16 protein-coding genes are annotated in these 16641 nt (G+C 61.7%); 10 read left to right on the forward strand and 6 right to left on the reverse strand.

Going from position 1 to position 16641, the window contains the following annotated elements; genetic code table 11:
• Positions 1–39: 39 nt before the first annotated feature.
• Positions 40–786 (reverse strand): TerC family protein, encoded by a 747-nt coding sequence (locus C0058_RS19750; protein WP_003211245.1) that lies wholly within the window; start codon positions 784–786, stop codon positions 40–42.
• A gap of 28 nt (positions 787–814) precedes the next feature.
• On the reverse strand, positions 815–1078 hold the full coding sequence (locus C0058_RS19755) for a hypothetical protein (RefSeq protein ID WP_023658942.1): 264 nt from the start codon (positions 1076–1078) through the stop codon (positions 815–817).
• A gap of 134 nt (positions 1079–1212) precedes the next feature.
• On the opposite strand from C0058_RS19755, the gene nhaR reads away from it, so the two are divergent.
• On the forward strand, positions 1213–2115 hold the full coding sequence (gene nhaR / locus C0058_RS19760; protein WP_003211241.1) for a transcriptional activator NhaR: 903 nt from the start codon (positions 1213–1215) through the stop codon (positions 2113–2115).
• A gap of 4 nt (positions 2116–2119) precedes the next feature.
• On the opposite strand, the gene C0058_RS19765 is transcribed toward nhaR, so the two are convergent.
• Positions 2120–3274 carry an MFS transporter gene (locus C0058_RS19765; protein ID WP_102369387.1) on the reverse strand — a complete coding sequence of 385 codons (1155 nt, stop codon included), beginning with the start codon at positions 3272–3274 and terminating at the stop codon, positions 2120–2122.
• Positions 3275–3488: 214 nt separating this feature from the next.
• Between C0058_RS19765 and sstT the strand changes: the two genes are divergently transcribed.
• A complete protein-coding gene (sstT, locus tag C0058_RS19775) occupies positions 3489–4709 on the forward strand; it encodes a serine/threonine transporter SstT (protein ID WP_003211235.1) in 1221 nt (406 codons plus the stop codon).
• 69 nt (positions 4710–4778) lie between these two features.
• Here sstT and C0058_RS19780 read toward each other — a convergent pair whose 3' ends face one another.
• Positions 4779–5288 (reverse strand): DUF1993 family protein, encoded by a 510-nt coding sequence (locus C0058_RS19780; RefSeq protein WP_003211233.1) that lies wholly within the window; start codon positions 5286–5288, stop codon positions 4779–4781.
• Positions 5289–5414: 126 nt separating this feature from the next.
• On the opposite strand from C0058_RS19780, the gene C0058_RS19785 reads away from it, so the two are divergent.
• Complete coding sequence (locus tag C0058_RS19785; protein ID WP_003211232.1) at positions 5415–6062, forward strand: YceH family protein; 648 nt, start codon at positions 5415–5417, stop codon at positions 6060–6062.
• Positions 6063–6263: 201 nt separating this feature from the next.
• Here the strand turns inward: C0058_RS19785 and C0058_RS19790 are convergent, their stop codons facing one another.
• Positions 6264–7082: a shikimate 5-dehydrogenase gene (locus tag C0058_RS19790; protein ID WP_003211230.1), complete on the reverse strand. Its 819-nt coding sequence runs from the start codon at positions 7080–7082 to the stop codon at positions 6264–6266.
• Between the two features lie 241 nt (positions 7083–7323).
• Between C0058_RS19790 and C0058_RS19795 the strand changes: the two genes are divergently transcribed.
• The 3 genes from C0058_RS19795 (at position 7324) to C0058_RS19805 (ending at position 8387) form a co-directional block, all read left to right on the forward strand.
• The gene (locus tag C0058_RS19795; RefSeq protein ID WP_008435927.1) at positions 7324–7677 is read left to right on the forward strand and encodes a hypothetical protein; all 354 of its coding nucleotides are present in this window, start codon (positions 7324–7326) and stop codon (positions 7675–7677) included.
• Between the two features lie 232 nt (positions 7678–7909).
• Entirely contained in the window at positions 7910–8104 is a 195-nt protein-coding gene (locus C0058_RS19800) for a hypothetical protein (RefSeq protein ID WP_003211226.1), read from the forward strand.
• 103 nt (positions 8105–8207) lie between these two features.
• Positions 8208–8387 (forward strand): hypothetical protein, encoded by a 180-nt coding sequence (locus C0058_RS19805; protein ID WP_003211225.1) that lies wholly within the window; start codon positions 8208–8210, stop codon positions 8385–8387.
• On the opposite strand, the gene C0058_RS19810 is transcribed toward C0058_RS19805, so the two are convergent.
• On the reverse strand, positions 8384–9445 hold the full coding sequence (locus tag C0058_RS19810) for an AI-2E family transporter (protein WP_003211223.1): 1062 nt from the start codon (positions 9443–9445) through the stop codon (positions 8384–8386). The two genes, C0058_RS19805 and C0058_RS19810, sit on opposite strands and share 4 nt — an antisense overlap.
• Before the next feature lie 149 nt (positions 9446–9594).
• Between C0058_RS19810 and yegQ the strand changes: the two genes are divergently transcribed.
• The 4 genes from yegQ to C0058_RS19830 all read left to right on the forward strand — a co-directional run bounded on the left by yegQ (position 9595) and on the right by C0058_RS19830 (position 16608).
• Positions 9595–10914, forward strand: a complete 1320-nt coding sequence (gene yegQ / locus C0058_RS19815; protein WP_102369389.1) for a tRNA 5-hydroxyuridine modification protein YegQ — start codon at positions 9595–9597, stop codon at positions 10912–10914.
• A gap of 227 nt (positions 10915–11141) precedes the next feature.
• Positions 11142–12383, forward strand: a complete 1242-nt coding sequence (locus C0058_RS19820; RefSeq protein ID WP_102369390.1) for an exonuclease SbcCD subunit D C-terminal domain-containing protein — start codon at positions 11142–11144, stop codon at positions 12381–12383.
• Positions 12380–16018 carry an AAA family ATPase gene (locus tag C0058_RS19825; protein ID WP_102369391.1) on the forward strand — a complete coding sequence of 1213 codons (3639 nt, stop codon included), beginning with the start codon at positions 12380–12382 and terminating at the stop codon, positions 16016–16018. The genes C0058_RS19820 and C0058_RS19825 overlap by 4 nt, the downstream gene beginning before the upstream one ends.
• Positions 16015–16608, forward strand: a complete 594-nt coding sequence (locus tag C0058_RS19830; protein ID WP_102369392.1) for a glutathione S-transferase — start codon at positions 16015–16017, stop codon at positions 16606–16608. Before C0058_RS19825 ends, C0058_RS19830 begins: the two co-directional genes overlap by 4 nt.
• Positions 16609–16641: the final 33 nt, after the last annotated feature.

Genomic DNA, 16641 nt, shown 5'->3' on the forward strand with positions numbered 1-16641 from the left:
AAAGGCCGACTGCATGCAGTCGGCCTTTATGTTCAGCCCTTAGTGTTTGGCAGCAAGCCGTTTATGCCGGTTGCGTCGCATCATGTTCAGGCATTCGATAGCCGCCGAGAACGCCATGGCCGCATACACATAGCCTTTTGGCACATGGGCGCCGAAACCTTCGGCGATCAGCGTCATACCGATCATGATGAGGAAGCCCAGGGCCAACATCACAATGGTCGGGTTGTCGTTGATGAACTTGGCCAGCGGCTCGGCCGCCACCAGCATCACGATCACCGAGACCACCACGGCAATGATCATGATCGGCAAGTGCTCGGTCATGCCCACGGCGGTGATGATGCTGTCGATGGAAAACACCATGTCCAGCAGCAGGATCTGGCCAATCGCCGAGGCGAAGCCCAGGGTCACGCTCGGCGCGCCGGTGTCCACATGCTCCTTCTCGGGGTCCATGCTGTGATGGATCTCGGTGGTGGCCTTCCACACCAGGAACAGGCCACCGGCGATCAGGATCATGTCTTTCCAGGAGAACGACTGCCCCAGGATGTCGATGACCGGCTCGGTCAGCTGCACGATAAAGGCGATGGTGCTCAACAGGCCCAGACGCAGGATCAATGCCATGCTGATGCCGATGCGGCGGGCCTTGGCCCGGTGCTTCACCGGCAACTTGTTGGTGAGAATCGAGATAAAGATCAGGTTATCGATCCCCAGCACGATCTCCATGACGATCAGGGTGGCCAGTGCGATCCACGCGGTCGGGCTGGCGGCCAGTTGTAAAAGGTATTCCATAGGTCATTCCTGGTGTTGTGTGCGGGTATCAGGTTTCTTGGGAGGTGGACTCAGGCTTGCTGTCTTCCTGTTCCGGCTTGTCCGGCTTGCCTTGCGGCGGTGCGATCAAGCCCTTGGTCGCGTCACTCAACGCCTGTTCGGCGGCCTGGTGGGTGTCGTCAATCACTTGCTTGGCCGACTCGGTGGCCTTGCCCAGCAGTTGTTGCGCGCTTTTTTCCGCTTGGTCACAGCCACTGAGCATGACTAATGAAAGCCCAAGTAACGCCGTTGCGCCCAGGGAATTGAGTTTCATGATGCGTTCCTCGTTAGAACCTTCGGGTCCAAGTAGTGGTCCCTCGATAGCGACGCATTCTATGCAGGGGAACACTTCAGGAAAATTCGTATTTTTTTCGTTTATACTTCGGTTTTCACGAAGTATTGGCCGCCATGCTCAATTACCGACAACTGCACTACTTCTGGGTCGTCGCCAAGACCGGCAGCATCGTGCGCGCCTGCGAGCAACTGAACCTCACGCCGCAGACCATCAGCGGGCAGATCAGCCTGCTGGAACAGACCTTTGGCGTGGCATTGTTCCAGAAGGTCGGGCGCCAGCTGGAGCTGACCGAAGCCGGGCGCCAGGCGCTGCCCTATGCCGAGCAGATGTTCCAGCTGGGCAATGAGCTTGAAGCGATGTTGCGCACCCAGCCCAATGAGCAGCAGATCCTGTTCCGGGTTGGCGTCGCGGATGTGGTGCCCAAGTCCATCGTCTATCGGTTGATTGCGCCAACCATGGAGTTGAGCGAGCCGATCCGCATCACCTGCCGTGAAGACAAACTCGAACGCTTGCTGGCGGACCTGGCGATCCAGCGCCTGGACCTGGTGATCTCCGACAGCCCGATGCCGCCGCACCTGGACATCAAGGGCTACAGCCAGAAGCTCGGGGAATGCGGCATCAGTTTCTTCGCAACCCAGGCATTGGCTGACCAGCATCGCGGCGATTTCCCACAATGCCTGCAGGGTGCGCCGCTGTTGATTCCGGGGGCGGAGACGGTGGTGCGCAGCCGTTTGCTGCGCTGGTTTGCCGAGCAGCAGATCCAGCCTCGGATTGTCGGGGAATTTGACGACAGTGCGTTGATGCAGGCCTTTGGCCAATCCGGCAGCGGGATTTTCATCGCGCCGAGCGTGATTGCCGACGAGGTGGAACGCCAGTATGGCGTGGCGCTGATCGGCCAGACGGATGCGGTGACCGAATCGTTTTATGCAATCTCGGTGGAGCGCAAGGTCAAGCACCCCGGCATCGTGGCGATTACCGAAGGTGCCAGACGGGAGCTGTTCACTTCCCTGCCCTGAAGGCTCAGGCGCAGACGGCGCGGGTCTTGGCGGTCATCAGCCACAGCGCCAGCAGGATCGACAACAGGATAAAGCCCGCCGCGGCAAACCCGAGGCTGCCCAGGCCCAGGGTGTCGATCACGTGCCCGCCCACCAGCGCCCCCAGGCCAATCCCCAGGTTGGCCCCGGCAATGTTCAACGAGGCGGCAAACGCCGGCGCATGGGGTGCGGCCTTCATCAGTCGCACATGGCTGACCAGAAACAATGCCGCCTGGGTCACGCCCCATACCGCCATCGCCGCCGCCAACCCGATCGTGGAATGGATGGCGGGCACCAGCGCCACCATGCCGGCGATCATGAAACCGCAGAACACCATCGACGCAATCAGCGGATGACGGTCGACCATGCGCCCGCCCAAAGAGTTGCCGATCAGGCCGACCGCGCCAAAGCCCATGAGGCACCAGCCCACTACCGTGCCGTCAAAACCCGCCAGGCGTTCGAGAATGTCTGCCAGGTAGGTGTAGGCGGTGAACATCCCGCTGAACACCAGGATCGACAGCAGGATATGGCCCTGCATCAGCGGGCTGCGCAAGATCTTGAACTGCGAGCGCAGGCTGACCTGGTCGTTCTTTGCCCGGGTCCTCGGCAGGTAGATAAACAGCAGCAGGGCCTTGGCGAACGCCACCACCGCAAGAATGCCAAAGGCGGTGCGCCAGCCGAACATATCGGAAATCAGCGTGCCCACCGGGATCCCGAAGACCGTGGCACACACGATGCCGAAGCCGATTTTTTCAATCGCGCGGCCGGCGAAGTCCGGCCCGACAATGTCCACCGCTGTTTCGCTGGCCAGGGCCCAGAACACCGGCAGCCCCAGTGCCGGGATCAACCGGGCCAGGGACATGACCCAGATATTCGAGGCCATCGCCGCCAGTGTGTTGGCCAGGCCGAACATGATCAGGATCGTGATAAACAGCCGCTTGCGCTCGAACCGGGCGAAATATGCGGTGAGGAACGGGCCAAACGCCGCCACGGTGAAGGCGAACAACGTCACCAGCAAACCGGCCTGGGACACGCTTACATCGAGGTCCCGGGCGATGGAAGGCAACAGGCCGACGATGATGAACTCTGTGGTCAGCACGGTAAAACCGGCTGCCGACAACAGCAGGATCGGAAACAGCATCAAAAACTCCAGAAAACAACGACATCAACGACAGCCCGGAGGGCCCGCTGATAGAGAAGAAATAAGAGGATGGGCAATGTTAACAGAATGTGTCCCATCGTGGTGACGGAACGCCGCACCCGGATTAGACGTTTCCTACAGATGTTAGACTTCGCCCCTGCCAGATTCATGCTGCCTAGCTGCATCTATTAAAAAAACCAGAGACAACCTCTTTATGACTGCTGCCCCTTCCCTCTTTCAACGCCTGATGTCTATCAGCCTGGTCACCCAAATTGTCATCGGCCTGATCGCCGGTATCCTGTTGGCCCTGCTGTTGCCCGACGTCGCACAAGCCACCGGGTTTATTGGCAAGGTCTTTGTCTCGGCGCTCAAGGCCGTCGCGCCCATCCTGGTATTTGTGCTGGTAATGGCCTCGATTGCCAGCCACAAGCACGGCCAGGAAACCCATATCCGCCCGATCCTGTTCCTGTACCTGCTGGGCACGTTCGCTGCCGCCGTGGTCGCGGTGATCGCCAGCACACTGTTCCCCTCCTCGCTGGTGCTGGCCACCCACGATGTGGCCGTGAGCCCTCCCGGCGGTATCGGTGATGTGTTGCAAAGCCTGTTGCTGAGCGTGGTGGACAACCCGGTCAGCGCCCTGATGAACGCCAATTTCATCGGTATCCTGGCGTGGGCCATCGGCATGGGCATCGCCATTCGCCATGCCAGCGACACCACCCGCACCGTACTGGGCGACCTGTCCAACGGCGTCACGCTGATCGTGCGCATGGTGATCCGCTTCGCGCCCCTGGGGATTTTCGGCCTGGTGGCCTCGACCCTCGCCACGTCCGGCTTCGGCGCCCTGCTGGGCTACGCACACCTGCTGCTGGTGTTGATCGGCTGCATGCTGTTCGTCGCGCTGGTGATCAACCCGGCCATCGTGTTCTGGAAGCTGCGCCGCAACCCTTACCCGCTGGTGCTGATGTGCCTGCGGGAAAGCGGGATCACCGCGTTTTTCACCCGCAGTTCGGCGGCCAACATTCCGGTCAACCTGGCGTTGAGCAAGCGCCTGGGCCTGCATGAAGACACCTACTCGGTGTCGATCCCGCTGGGCGCCACCATCAATATGGCCGGCGCTGCCATCACCATCACCGTGCTGACCCTGGCCGCCGTGCACACCCTGGGCATTGCCGTGGACATCCCCACCGCCGTGCTGCTCAGCGTGGTCGCGGCGGTGTGTGCCTGCGGCGCGTCGGGGGTTGCCGGGGGCTCGCTGCTGTTGATCCCGCTGGCGTGCAGCCTGTTCGGCATTCCCAGCGAAATCGCCATGCAGGTGGTGGCCGTGGGCTTCATCATCGGCGTGTTGCAGGACTCGGCGGAGACCGCACTGAACTCGTCCACCGATGTGTTGTTCACCGCTGCCGCATGCCTGGGCAAGGAAGAACAAGCCGCGTAGACCTTGCGCGCACAAAAAAAGCCCGGGGCAGTTCGTGAATGAACCGCCCCGGGCTTTTTATTACAAGGCTTAGAACGCGCCCATGTAGTCGCGCTTGCCCACTTCCACGCCGTTGTGACGCAGCAAGGCGTAAGCGGTGGTGACGTGGAAGAAGAACTGCGGCAGGCCGTAGCTCAGCAGGTACGACTGGCCGCTGAAGCGCTTCTCTTTCGGGGTGCCAGGGCGAGTGATGATCTCGATGCCCTCTTTACCGTCGACCTGGGCCGGGGTGATGGTGTCGATAAACGCCAGGACCTTGGCGATCAGCGCTTGCAGGTCGGCGAAGGTAACTTCTGTATCGTCGTATTTCGGAACTTCGATTTCAGCCAGGCGGGCAGAAACGCCTTTGGCGAAGTCGACGGCGATCTGCACCTGGCGCACCAGCGGGAACATGTCCGGGTACAGGCGTGCCTGCAGGAAGGCGTTCGGGTCGATGTTCTTGGCGGTGGCGTGGGCCTCGGCCTTGTTCAGCACATCGCTCAAGGCGTTGAGCATTTGCTTGAAGACCGGGAGGGAAGCGGCGTACAGGGAAATAGTCATGACAGTCTCGACAGTTGTGGCAGGGTTTGAAACAGCCGCGATTATAGACATGCCGGCCACCGGCGCCGCTTGTCTTTTATTTTTTCAGGATTAGGCTAGTGAGCTCACTGCATTAGGGAAAGCGCGATGACCACCGAGCACGACACCACTTCCGAAGAGCCGCGCCTGAACAGCACGGAAATCCGCATCCTTGGCTGCCTGATCGAAAAACAGGCCACCAGCCCCGAAACCTACCCGTTGACCCTCAACGCGCTGGTGATCGCCTGTAACCAGAAAACCAGCCGCGAACCGGTGATGAACCTCAGCCAGGGCCAGGTTGGCCAGAGCCTGCGTGCCCTGGAAGGCCGCGGGTTTACCCGGCTGGTGATGGGCAGCCGCGCCGACCGCTGGGAGCATCGGGTGGACAAGGCGCTGGAGCTGGTGCCGGCCCAGGTGATTCTCAGCGGGTTGCTGTTCCTGCGGGGGCCGCAGACGGTCAACGAACTGCTGACCCGCAGCGGGCGCATGCATGACTTTGAAGACGCCGAGCAGGTGGTGCATCAACTGGAACGCCTGATTGCCCGTGGGCTGGCGTTGTTGGTGCCGCGTCAGTCGGGGCAGCGGGAAGATCGGTACATGCACGCCCTGGGCGACCCGGCGGACATTGAAGCGATCCTGGCGGCACGTGGGAATCCGGTGGAGCGTGGTGCGGGAAGTGGGGTTTCCCTGGAGCGTATCGAAGAGCTGGAAGCGCGGATTGCGGCGCTGGAAGAGCGCCTTTCGCGGCTCGAATAATGTTTGTGGTGAGTGGGCTTCTGTGGTGATGGAGCTCGCTGTGGTGATGGAGCTTTTGTGGCGAGGGAGCTTGCTCCCGCTGGAGTGCGTAGCGCTCCCATTTTCTTGGGGCTGCTGCGCAACCCAGCGGGAGCAAGCTCCCTCGCCACAAAAGCTCACCCTCCACAGCAAGCTCACTCTCCACACCGCCAGCGGTGATGCTCAGCTCCGGGCAAACGCCACCGCCGCCTGAAACTGCTCATCCGTCGGCCGCACGCCGGTGTACAGCACGAACTGCTCCAACGCCTGGATGGCGATCACTTCCAAACCGGTGATCACTCGTTTGCCCTGGGCCCGTCCACGCAGGATCAGTGGGGTTTCCGAGGGAATCGCCACCACATCGAAGACCGTCTCGGCCGCATCAACCGCGTCAGCTTCAAACGCCAACTGATCCGCTTCCGCCCCTCCGGTCATGCCAATCGGCGTCACGTTGACCAGCATCTGCGGGCGCAAGGCACCCAACTGCGCCTGCCACTCATACCCCAGGCTCTGGGCCAGCGCCCGGCCCGCTTCTTCATTGCGCGCCACGATCACGCCCTTGGCGTAGCCGCCATCGCGCAAGGCACTGGCCACCGCCTTGGCCATGCCGCCGCTGCCGCGCAGGGCGAAGGTCGAGTCCTTGGGCACCTGGTGCTTGTGCAGCAGTTGCTCGATGGCGATGTAATCGGTGTTGTAGGCCTTCAAATGCCCGTCGGTGTTGACGATGGTATTGATTGACGCAATGGCCCGCGCCGAATCGTCCAGCTCATCCACCAGGGCAATACAGGCTTCCTTGAACGGCATCGACACGCCACAACCCCGAATGCCCAAGGCCCGAATGCCACCGACGGCGCCCGGCAGGTCCTGGCTACTGAAGGCCTTGTAGTAGAAATTCAACCCCAACTGCTCATACAGGTGGTTATGAAAGCGCAGGCCAAAGTTCCCTGGGCGCGCCGACAGTGACATGCACAGTTGGGTGTCCTTGTTGGGGTTCATCTGCATCGGTAACTCCTTGAAGCCATTCCAGAGGCGGTTTCGGATAGACGGAATACCCGCGCCGGCGGGTTCTCATGGATCATACGCACTGTGCCCGGCCACTTGTGTAAGCCAACCGATACAGACCTTACACAACCTTTACCTATCGGCTGTGCTGTTTTTTAGAAATACGCTGTCTTAAAAGTATCCCCGCGACAATCCTTGAGTCGATTGATTGCAGACCATGAGCGCAGGGGCTAACCGAGGAATGACCATGATTCGTAAACTCCCCAAGATCGCCTTGCTGATCGGCGCACTCGCTATGGCAGGACAGGCCTCCGCCCACGGTGGTGGTTGGGGTGCTCCGCTCGCACTGGGAGCCGTTGTTGGTGCAGTGGTAGGCGGCTCGATCGTCGCCAGTCAATCGCGGCCGGTCTACGTGCAACAACCGGTGTATGTCCAGCCGCAGCCGGTGTATGCCGCTCCGCCGCCGGTCTACTACGCACCGCCACCGCCTGTGTATGTGCAACAACAGGTTTATTACCGCCCGGCGCCGGTCTACTACGGCCCACCGCGCGGCTACTACGGCCCTCCACACGGCTATTACGGTCGCGGCTGGTAAGCCTCAACTGATACACCTGAACAGGCTCCGCCCTAAAAGCGGGGCCTTTTTTTGGCCTGCAGGTCTGAATAAATCTCGCCAAGGTCGTTATAAGGACAATGGCTGTGGCCAAATCCCACATCATTGATCTCAATAGGCGCTTGCCCGAACGGGGCTTGCGCTGTCATGTTTGTGTCTCAAAAGGCTTCCACTATCAACACTGTCCGACCAATAACAACAAGGACGATTGCCCATGCCCACGCAAAACCCACATCGCACCGCCGGCCTATGCACCTCGAGCAAGGTCTATAGCGTACTGACGGAGCTCAAGGCCCTGGAAGGCCATCGCAACGCCAAGTTCCTGTCCTTGCTGACGGAAAACCTGGTGCGCAAGGGCCTGCTCAGTGAACAGGAAGTGGTGCATATGCTCGACCAGGTGGTCGACTGACTGAGGGTCGCTCGATAACAGTGATGTCGACTATCGAGCAGGTTGATTTTCCCTGAAGGCCCGCGCACCGTAATGTCACCTCCATAGCGTATCGGAGGTCATCATGCCCACTATTCAAATCATGTCTGTCATCGGCAGTGCCGTTCCCGCCTCTCTCCGGGAGCTGGGTCTACTCGCCTGCTGGTACCTGGTACGCGATGGCGAAGCCATCAGCGGCCCACTCACTTCACTACCGGCCGCCCAGGCCCTGTCGGTCAAAATGGCGCATTGCTTTCATGCCTAAGGCAGTTGCACCCGCGGTTTGGTTTCCACAAACAGCGCCCAGCTGGACATGAACAACGCAGCAATCAGTGGCCCAATGACAAAGCCGTTCAAGCCAAAGATCGACAGGCCGCCCAAGGTTGAGATAAGGATCAGGTAATCCGGCATGCGGGTGTCCTTGCCCACCAGGATGGGCCTTAGCACATTGTCCACCAGCCCGATCACAAATACCCCGAACAACCCGAGCACCACGCCCTGCCAGATCGACCCGCTCAGCAGGAAGTACGCCGCCACCGGCCCCCACACGATCCCCGCGCCCACCGCCGGCAGCAGCGACAGAAACGCCATCAACACCGCCCAGAGCAACGCGCTGGGAATGTCCAGGAACCAGAAGATCAAACCACCCAACGCGCCTTGCGTGACCGCTACCAGCACGTTGCCTTTCACCGTGGCACGCACCACCCGGTTGAACTTCAATTGCAGGCGACGCTTCTGCGGTTCGGCCAGCGGCACCGCGGTGCGCACTTTGCGCACCAGCTCGGGGCCATCGCGCAGCAGGAAGTACAGCAAGTACAGCATGATGAAAAAACTCACCAGGAAATCAAACGTGCCCTGGCCGAAGCTGAACGCCTGGGTCGCAAAAAACTGGCTGCCCTGCATCGCACTCTTGACGATCTTCTCCCGCAGGCCTTCCAGGTTGCCCATGCCGAAGCGGTCCAGCAGATGCTGGAAATACGGTGGCAGGAAGTTCTTGAACTGCTCGATATACCCGGCAACGTCGAGCTTGCCGCTCTCGACGTTCTTGTAAAGCGTCGCGCCCTCCTGCACCAGCAAGGCACTGGTGATGATCACCGGCAGAATCGCGATTATCAGGCACACCGTCAGGGTTGCCAGGGATGTGAGATTGCGGTTCCAGCCAAAACGTTGCTGGAAGCGCCGTTGCATCGGCGCAAAGATGATCCCCAGGATCACCGCCCAGAACACCGCGCCGTAGAACGGCAGCAAAATCCAGATAAACGCGATGGTCACCAGGGCGAGCAGTAACAGCAGGGTTTTGAATTGCAGATTGGTTTGGTTCATGTCCGGTCCATGTCTAAAACACCAGGCGCTCATGTGCGCCTTGATGTTTAGTCCACTGCAAATCCCGCGAGTGCCCTACTTATTAGACCTGGATCAATAAACTGCGCACCCGGCCCGGCTACCCTGCCGCCCTTTTGCGACCCGAACCCATGCCTCCCGTTATCGCCCCCGAACTGCTCGCCCCCGCCGGCACCCTGAAAAACATGCGTTATGCCTTTGCCTACGGTGCCGATGCCGTCTACGCCGGGCAACCGCGCTACAGCCTGCGGGTGCGCAATAACGAGTTCGACCACGCCAACCTCGCCCTCGGCATCCAGGAAGCCCAGGCCCAGGGCAAGCGGTTCTATGTGGTGGTCAACATCGCGCCTCACAACGCCAAGCTGAAAACCTTCCTCAAGGACCTTGCCCCGGTGATCGCCATGGGCCCGGATGCGCTGATCATGTCCGACCCGGGCCTGATCATGCTGGTGCGCCGGCACTTCCCGCACATGCCGATCCACCTGTCGGTGCAGGCCAATACGGTGAACTGGGCCAGCGTCGAATTCTGGCAGGCGCAGGGCATCTGCCGAATCATCCTGTCCCGGGAGTTGTCGCTGGAGGAAATCGACGAGATTCGCCAGCAAGTCCCCGCCATGGAGCTGGAAGTATTTGTGCACGGCGCGCTGTGCATGGCCTATTCCGGGCGCTGCCTGCTGTCGGGCTACATGAACAAGCGGGATGCCAACCAGGGCACCTGCACCAACGCCTGCCGCTGGAAATACCAGGCGACGCCTGCGGTGGAAAACGCCGCCGGCGACATCGTGCAGCACTATGCGCCCGAGCCGACCCTGGGCCTCGGTGCGCCCACCGACCAGGTGTTCCTGCTGCAGGAGGCCAATCGCCCCGACGAACAGATGCCCGCCTTCGAAGATGAACACGGCACCTACATCATGAACGCCAAGGACCTGCGGGCGGTGCAGCACGTCGAGCGGCTGACGCGCATGGGCGTGCACTCGTTGAAGATCGAAGGCCGCACCAAATCCCACTTTTACTGCGCCCGCACCACCCAGGTATATCGCCAGGCGATTGATGACGCGGTGGCCGGGCGCGACTTTGACCGGGGCTTGATGACCAACCTCGAATCCCTGGCCCAGCGCGGCTACACCGAGGGTTTCCTGCGCCGGCACGTGCACGATGAGTATCAGAACTATCAGAACGGCAGCTCGGTGTCCGAACGCCAGCAGTTCGTCGGAGAACTGACCGGTGAACGGCGCGGCGAGCTGGCCGAGGTCAAGGTCAAGAACCGTTTTGCCGTGGGCAATCACCTGGAACTGATGACCCCGGCGGGGAATTTCCACTTTAACCTGGGCTCATTGCACAACGCCAAGGGCGAGGCCATCGCGGTGGCGCCGGGTGACGGGCATACGGTGTATTTGCAGATCCCGGCGGAGATGGACCTGCGTTTCGGCCTTTTGATGCGCGACGTTTAACTTCGCCAGACACCTCAATAAGTGTGAGACAGCTTGCTGTGGTGAGGGAGCTTGCTCCCTCACCACAGCAAGCTCCCCCACCACAGCACTCTCCTTCACCACAGCAAGCTCCCCCACCACAAAAAGCAGGGCGTACGCGCAATAGGTTCATTTGCAAAGTAGAATTGGCGGTTCTGCGTACCGCCACCTTGTCTTGAGCGGTCACCCTCTTTTTTACGGAGATCGCCTTGCGTCTGTTTCATACCTCCGACTGGCACCTTGGGCAAAACCTGCACGGCCAGGAACGCGACTTCGAACACGCCTGCTTCCTCGACTGGCTGCTGGGCCAGTTGGGCCTGCATCGCCCTGACGTGCTGTTGATCGCCGGCGATATTTTCGACACGGTCAACCCGCCACTCAAGGCCCAGGAGCGGCTGTACGACTTCATCATCAGCGCCCATGAGCAAAACCCTGCACTGACCATCGTGATGATCGCCGGCAACCACGACTCCGGCTCGCGCATCGAACTGCCGGCGCCGTTGATGCGCCGCCTGCGCACCCACGCCCTGGGCCGGGTGCTGTGGCTGGATGACGGACAACTGGATGTCGAACGCCTGCTGATTCCATTGCCCGGTGCCGACGGTGAAATTGCCGGCTGGTGCCTGGCATTGCCGTTCCTGCGCCCGGCCGAAGTGACCGGCGCACAACTGGGGGACGATTACCTGCGGGGCATCGGCCAGGTTCACGAGTGGCTGATTGCTGCCGCCAACGCCAAGCGCCAGCCGGGCCAGGCACTGGTTGCCATCAGCCATGCGCACATGGCCGGCGGCTCGGTGTCGGAAGACTCCGAGCGCAGCCTGATCATCGGCAATGCCGAAGCGCTGCCGGCCAGCCTGTTCGATGCCACCGTCAGCTATGTGGCCCTCGGCCATTTGCATAAACCCCAGCGGGTGAATGGCGAGGAGCGGATTCGCTACTGCGGCTCACCGATTCCGCTGTCATTCTCGGAAATCGGCTACCAGCACCAGATCCTCGACGTGCAACTGGACGGCGAAACCCTGGTCAGCGTCGAATCCCGCCTGATCCCGCGCTCGGTCAACCTGCAACGCCTGGAAGCCGCGCCCCTGGCCGACATCCTCAAGCAACTGGCCGACCTGCCCGACATCGACCTGCTGGCCGAAACCCAGCGCCAACCGTGGCTGGAAGTGCGGGTGCGCCTCGACGAACCGCAGCCCGACCTGCGCCAGCAGGTGGAAAACGCCCTGCAAGGCAAGGCCGTGCGCCTGGTGCGCATCGCCGCTGAATACGCAGGCAACGGAGGCCGTGAAGACAGCCAGGAAGACCGCCTGATCGAACTCGACCAACTCACGCCCCAGGAATTGTTCAGCCGCGCCTGGCAGGAAAGCTACGGCAGTGAAATGGACGAACAGACCCTGAAGGACTTCGCCGTGCTGCTCCAGGAAGTGCAACAGGAGGGCGAACAGCCATGAAGATCCTCGCCATTCGCCTGAAAAACCTCGCCTCTTTGGCGGGTCCGTTTGAAATCGACTTTACCGCCGAGCCCCTGGCCAGCGCCGGGCTGTTCGCGATTACCGGGCCCACCGGCGCCGGCAAAAGTACCTTGCTCGATGCGCTGTGCCTGGCGCTGTTTGGCGCCGTGCCGCGCCTGGGCGATACCGGCCAGGCAAAAATGCCGGATGCCGACACCGATATTTCCATCGGTGACCCACGCACCCTGATTCGCCGGGGCACTGGCGGCGGTTATGCCGAAGTGGATTTTGTCGGCGTCAGTGGCCGTCGCTACCGCGCCCGCTGGGAAGCCAACCGCGCCCGGGACAAGGCCAGCGGCAAGCTGCAAGCCAGCCGGCAAAGCCTGATCGACCTGGACAGCGAGCAACTGCTGGCCAGCCAGAAAATCGAATACAAGACCCAGCTGGAATTGGCCCTGGGCCTGAACTTCGAGCAGTTCACCCGCGCCGTGTTGCTCGCGCAAAGTGAGTTCAGCGCGTTCCTCAAGGCCAACGACAACGAGCGCAGCGAACTGCTGGAAAAGCTCACCGACACGGCGCTCTACACCCAACTCGGTCGCCGCGCCTTCGACAAAGCCAAGGACGCCCGGGACGCCCACAAACACCTGCAGGACCAGGCCACCGGCGTCACCCCGCTGGCCCCCGAGGCCCGCGCCGAACTCGACGAGCAACTGGCCGCCGCACAGCAACAGCTCAAGACCCAGCAGGCGCAACTCAAGCAACTCGAGTTGCAGCACACCTGGCTGAAGGAACTGCGGGAGTGGCAGGAGCGCCAACAAAGTGCGGTCGAGCAACTGCAACAGGCCCAGCAACACTGGGCAAGCCAGGGCCCGCAGCGCCTGGACCTCAGCCGCCTGGAACAACTGGCGCCGCAACGTCACCACTTCGCCCGCCAGGCCGAACTGACCACGCAGTTGCAGCCCCTTGCCGCGCAAATCCAGCAGCACCTTGAGCAACAAACCGCGTTGCACACCCGCCAGACCCAACTGCAACAGCAACAGGCCGACGTGCAAGCCGCCCTCGCCCAGGCCCTCAAGCAGCAAGCCGACGCTGTGCCCTTGCTGCGCCAGGCCTTCGAGGAGCAAACCACCCTCGCCCACTTGACCCGTGAGCTGGCCAAACGCAGCGAAGAGAAGCAGCTGGGTGAAGCTGCCTGCGTGGAAGGCCAGGCGACGTTGACCGGCTTGCTCGACAAGCAGAAAGTTGTCGCCGAGCGCCTGCACCGGCTGGCCGCAGAGCTTGAACGCAGCGCCGCCCTCGCGCCGTTGAGTGAGGCCTGGAGCGCCTACCGCGACCGCTTGCAACAGCTGATGCTGATCGGCAATCGCCTCAATAAAGGCCAGGCCGAACTGCCACAACTGGAAGAGCGCGCCACCCGTCTCGGTGAAAAATGGACCGAGCAACGCGAAGCCCTTGACCTGCTGTACCACGAAGCCGGCGCCGAACCCCATGCAGTGGCCGAACAGATCCAGTTGCTCGGCAGCCTGCTCCAGGACAACCGCAAGCAACATCGCGCGTTTGAAGACCTGGCGCGGCTGTGGAACAGCCATCAGCAACTCGACAGCCAGAGCCAGGCCCTGACGCAAAAGCAGACCCTCGCCCAGCAACAACGCGAACTGTTGAACCAGAGCGGCTTGCAGGCCAAGGCCGAGCTGGCCGTCGCCGAACAAACCCTGACCGTCACCAAGCAACTGCTGGAGCGCCAGCGCCTGGCCCGCAGTGCCAGCGTCGAGGAATTGCGCGGCCAGCTTCAGGATGAGCAGCCGTGCCCGGTGTGCGGCAGCGTCGAGCACCCGTATCACCAGCCCGAAGCCATGCTGCAAAGCCTGACCCGCCACGACGAAAGCGAAGAAGCCAACGCGCAGCAAGCCGTGGATGTGCTCAAGGAAAAACTCACTGACCTGCGTGGCGAAGTGGGCGGCCTGATCGCCCAGCAAAAGGAATTCCTGCAACAACAGGAGCAACTCGCCAGCCAGTTGCAGGCCTTGCTGCCAAGCCTTGAAGCCCATCCGCTGTCCGCCTCGCTGTTCAACCAGGACGCGGCCAAGCGTGATGCCTGGCTCGCCCAGCAACTGAGCCAGCTCAGCCAGAGCCTCACCCAGGACGAGCAACGCCAGGGCGCCCTGCTCAACCTGCAACAGAACGCCGGGCGTTTGCAGCAACAACTGCAAGCCGCCCAGGACGCCAGCCAACAGGCGCGCCAGTTACTGATCGACCAGCAACGGGAACTGTCCAACGACCGCGAACGCCTGGACGAAGAACTCAACGCCTTCGCCAGCCTGCTGCCCACCGAGACCCTCGAAGGCCTGCGCAGCGAGCCGGCGGCGACCTTCATGTTGCTCGACCAGCAGGTCAGCCAGCGCCTGGAACAGCTCGACAACCAAAAGGAAGAATTGGCCGAGCAGCTACAGCGCCAGCAAGCCATCGAGAAAGAGCAGGACCGCCAGCAACATCGCCAGCAGCAGCTGGAGACTTTGCACAAACAGCTCGCCGAACAGAGCGCCCTGCAACACGCGGCCGAGGAAAAACTCGCCGGCCTGCTGGGCGAAAACCCCAGCGCCGAGCACTGGCAACAGCAGCTGGACCAGGCCGTCGAGCAGGCTCGCCAGCATGAGAGCGAGGCCAACCAGCAGTTGCAGGACACCCGCAACCAGTTGATCCAACTGGCCGCCGACCTCAAGTCGCTGCAAGAGCGCCAACAATCCCTGGACACCGAGCACCTGGCCCTCAGCACGCGCCTGAACGACTGGCGCGCGTTGCACCCGGAACTCGATGACGAAGGCCTGGCGCGCCTGGTGGCCTTCGATGAGCCGCAGGTGGCCGAGCTACGCCAGCAACTGCAACACAGCGAAAAAGCCATCGAGCAGGCCAAGGTGTTGCTGCAAGAGCGCGAACAGCGGCTCAAGGATCACCAGGCGCTGCACAACGGCAACCTCGACGCCGAGCAACTGGACAGCGCCCTGGCCGAACTCAATGCCGCGCTGATCATTGGCGAAAAACACTGCGCCGAACTGCGCGCCCAACAGGCCGACGACCAGCGCCGCCAGGATGCCAACCAGGCCTTGGCGGCCGAGATCGCCAAGGCCTACGAAGAATGGCAACGCTGGGCACGCCTGAATGCGCTGATCGGTTCGGCCACCGGCGATACCTTCCGCAAGATCGCCCAGGCCTACAACCTCGACCTGCTGGTGCACCACGCCAACGTACAACTGCGCCAACTGGTACGCCGCTACCGCCTCAAACGCGGCGGCAGCATGCTCGGCCTGCTGGTACTCGACACGGAGATGGGCGACGAACTGCGTTCGGTGCACTCGTTGTCCGGCGGCGAGACGTTCCTGGTGTCGCTGGCGCTGGCTTTGGGCCTGGCGTCGATGGCGTCGAGCACGTTGAAGATCGAGTCGCTGTTTATCGACGAAGGCTTCGGCAGTCTCGACCCCGAGTCGCTGCAACTGGCGATGGACGCCCTCGACGGCTTGCAGGCCCAGGGCCGCAAGGTGGCGGTGATTTCCCATGTGCAGGAAATGCACGAGCGGATTCCGGTGCAGATTCAGGTCAAGCGCCAGGGCAATGGCTTGAGCACCCTGGAGGTCAAGTGAGCGAGGCCGTGTTGTATTCGTTCCGCCGTTGCCCCTATGCGATGCGGGCGCGGATGGCCTTGCGGTATTCAGGGGTGGCGGTGCAGATCATCGAGGTCAGCCTCAAGGCCAAGCCGGCTGAGATGCTCGCGTTGTCACCCAAAGGCACGGTGCCGGTGCTGAGCGTGGATGGCCGGGTGATCGATGAAAGCCTGGCGATCATGCGCTGGGCACTGGCACAGAACGATCCTGAGGGTTGGTTGCTTGGGGATGATCGGGCGACGCAGGCGCTGATTGAAGAGAATGATCAGGGCTTCAAACATCAATTGAATCGATACAAGTATGCCGAGCGCTATCCGGAGCAGCCGATGGAGCATTATCGGGCCGAGGGTGAGGTGTTTCTGATGAAGCTGGAGGGGTTGCTGGCGGAGCAGGAGTATTTGCTGGCCGGGCATTTGAGCCTGGCGGATGTGGCACTTGCACCGTTTGTGCGGCAGTTTGCCCATGTGGATCGGGAGTGGTTTGCCCGGGCGCCCTATCCGCGGTTGCAGGACTGGTTGCAACGCTTCCTGGAATCGCCGTTGTTCATCGCCGTGATGGCAAAAACCTGAGACTGTCGCAGGACAAAATGTGGGAGCGGGCTT

Source organism: Pseudomonas sp. NC02 (assembly GCF_002874965.1).
Taxonomy (GTDB): domain Bacteria; phylum Pseudomonadota; class Gammaproteobacteria; order Pseudomonadales; family Pseudomonadaceae; genus Aquipseudomonas.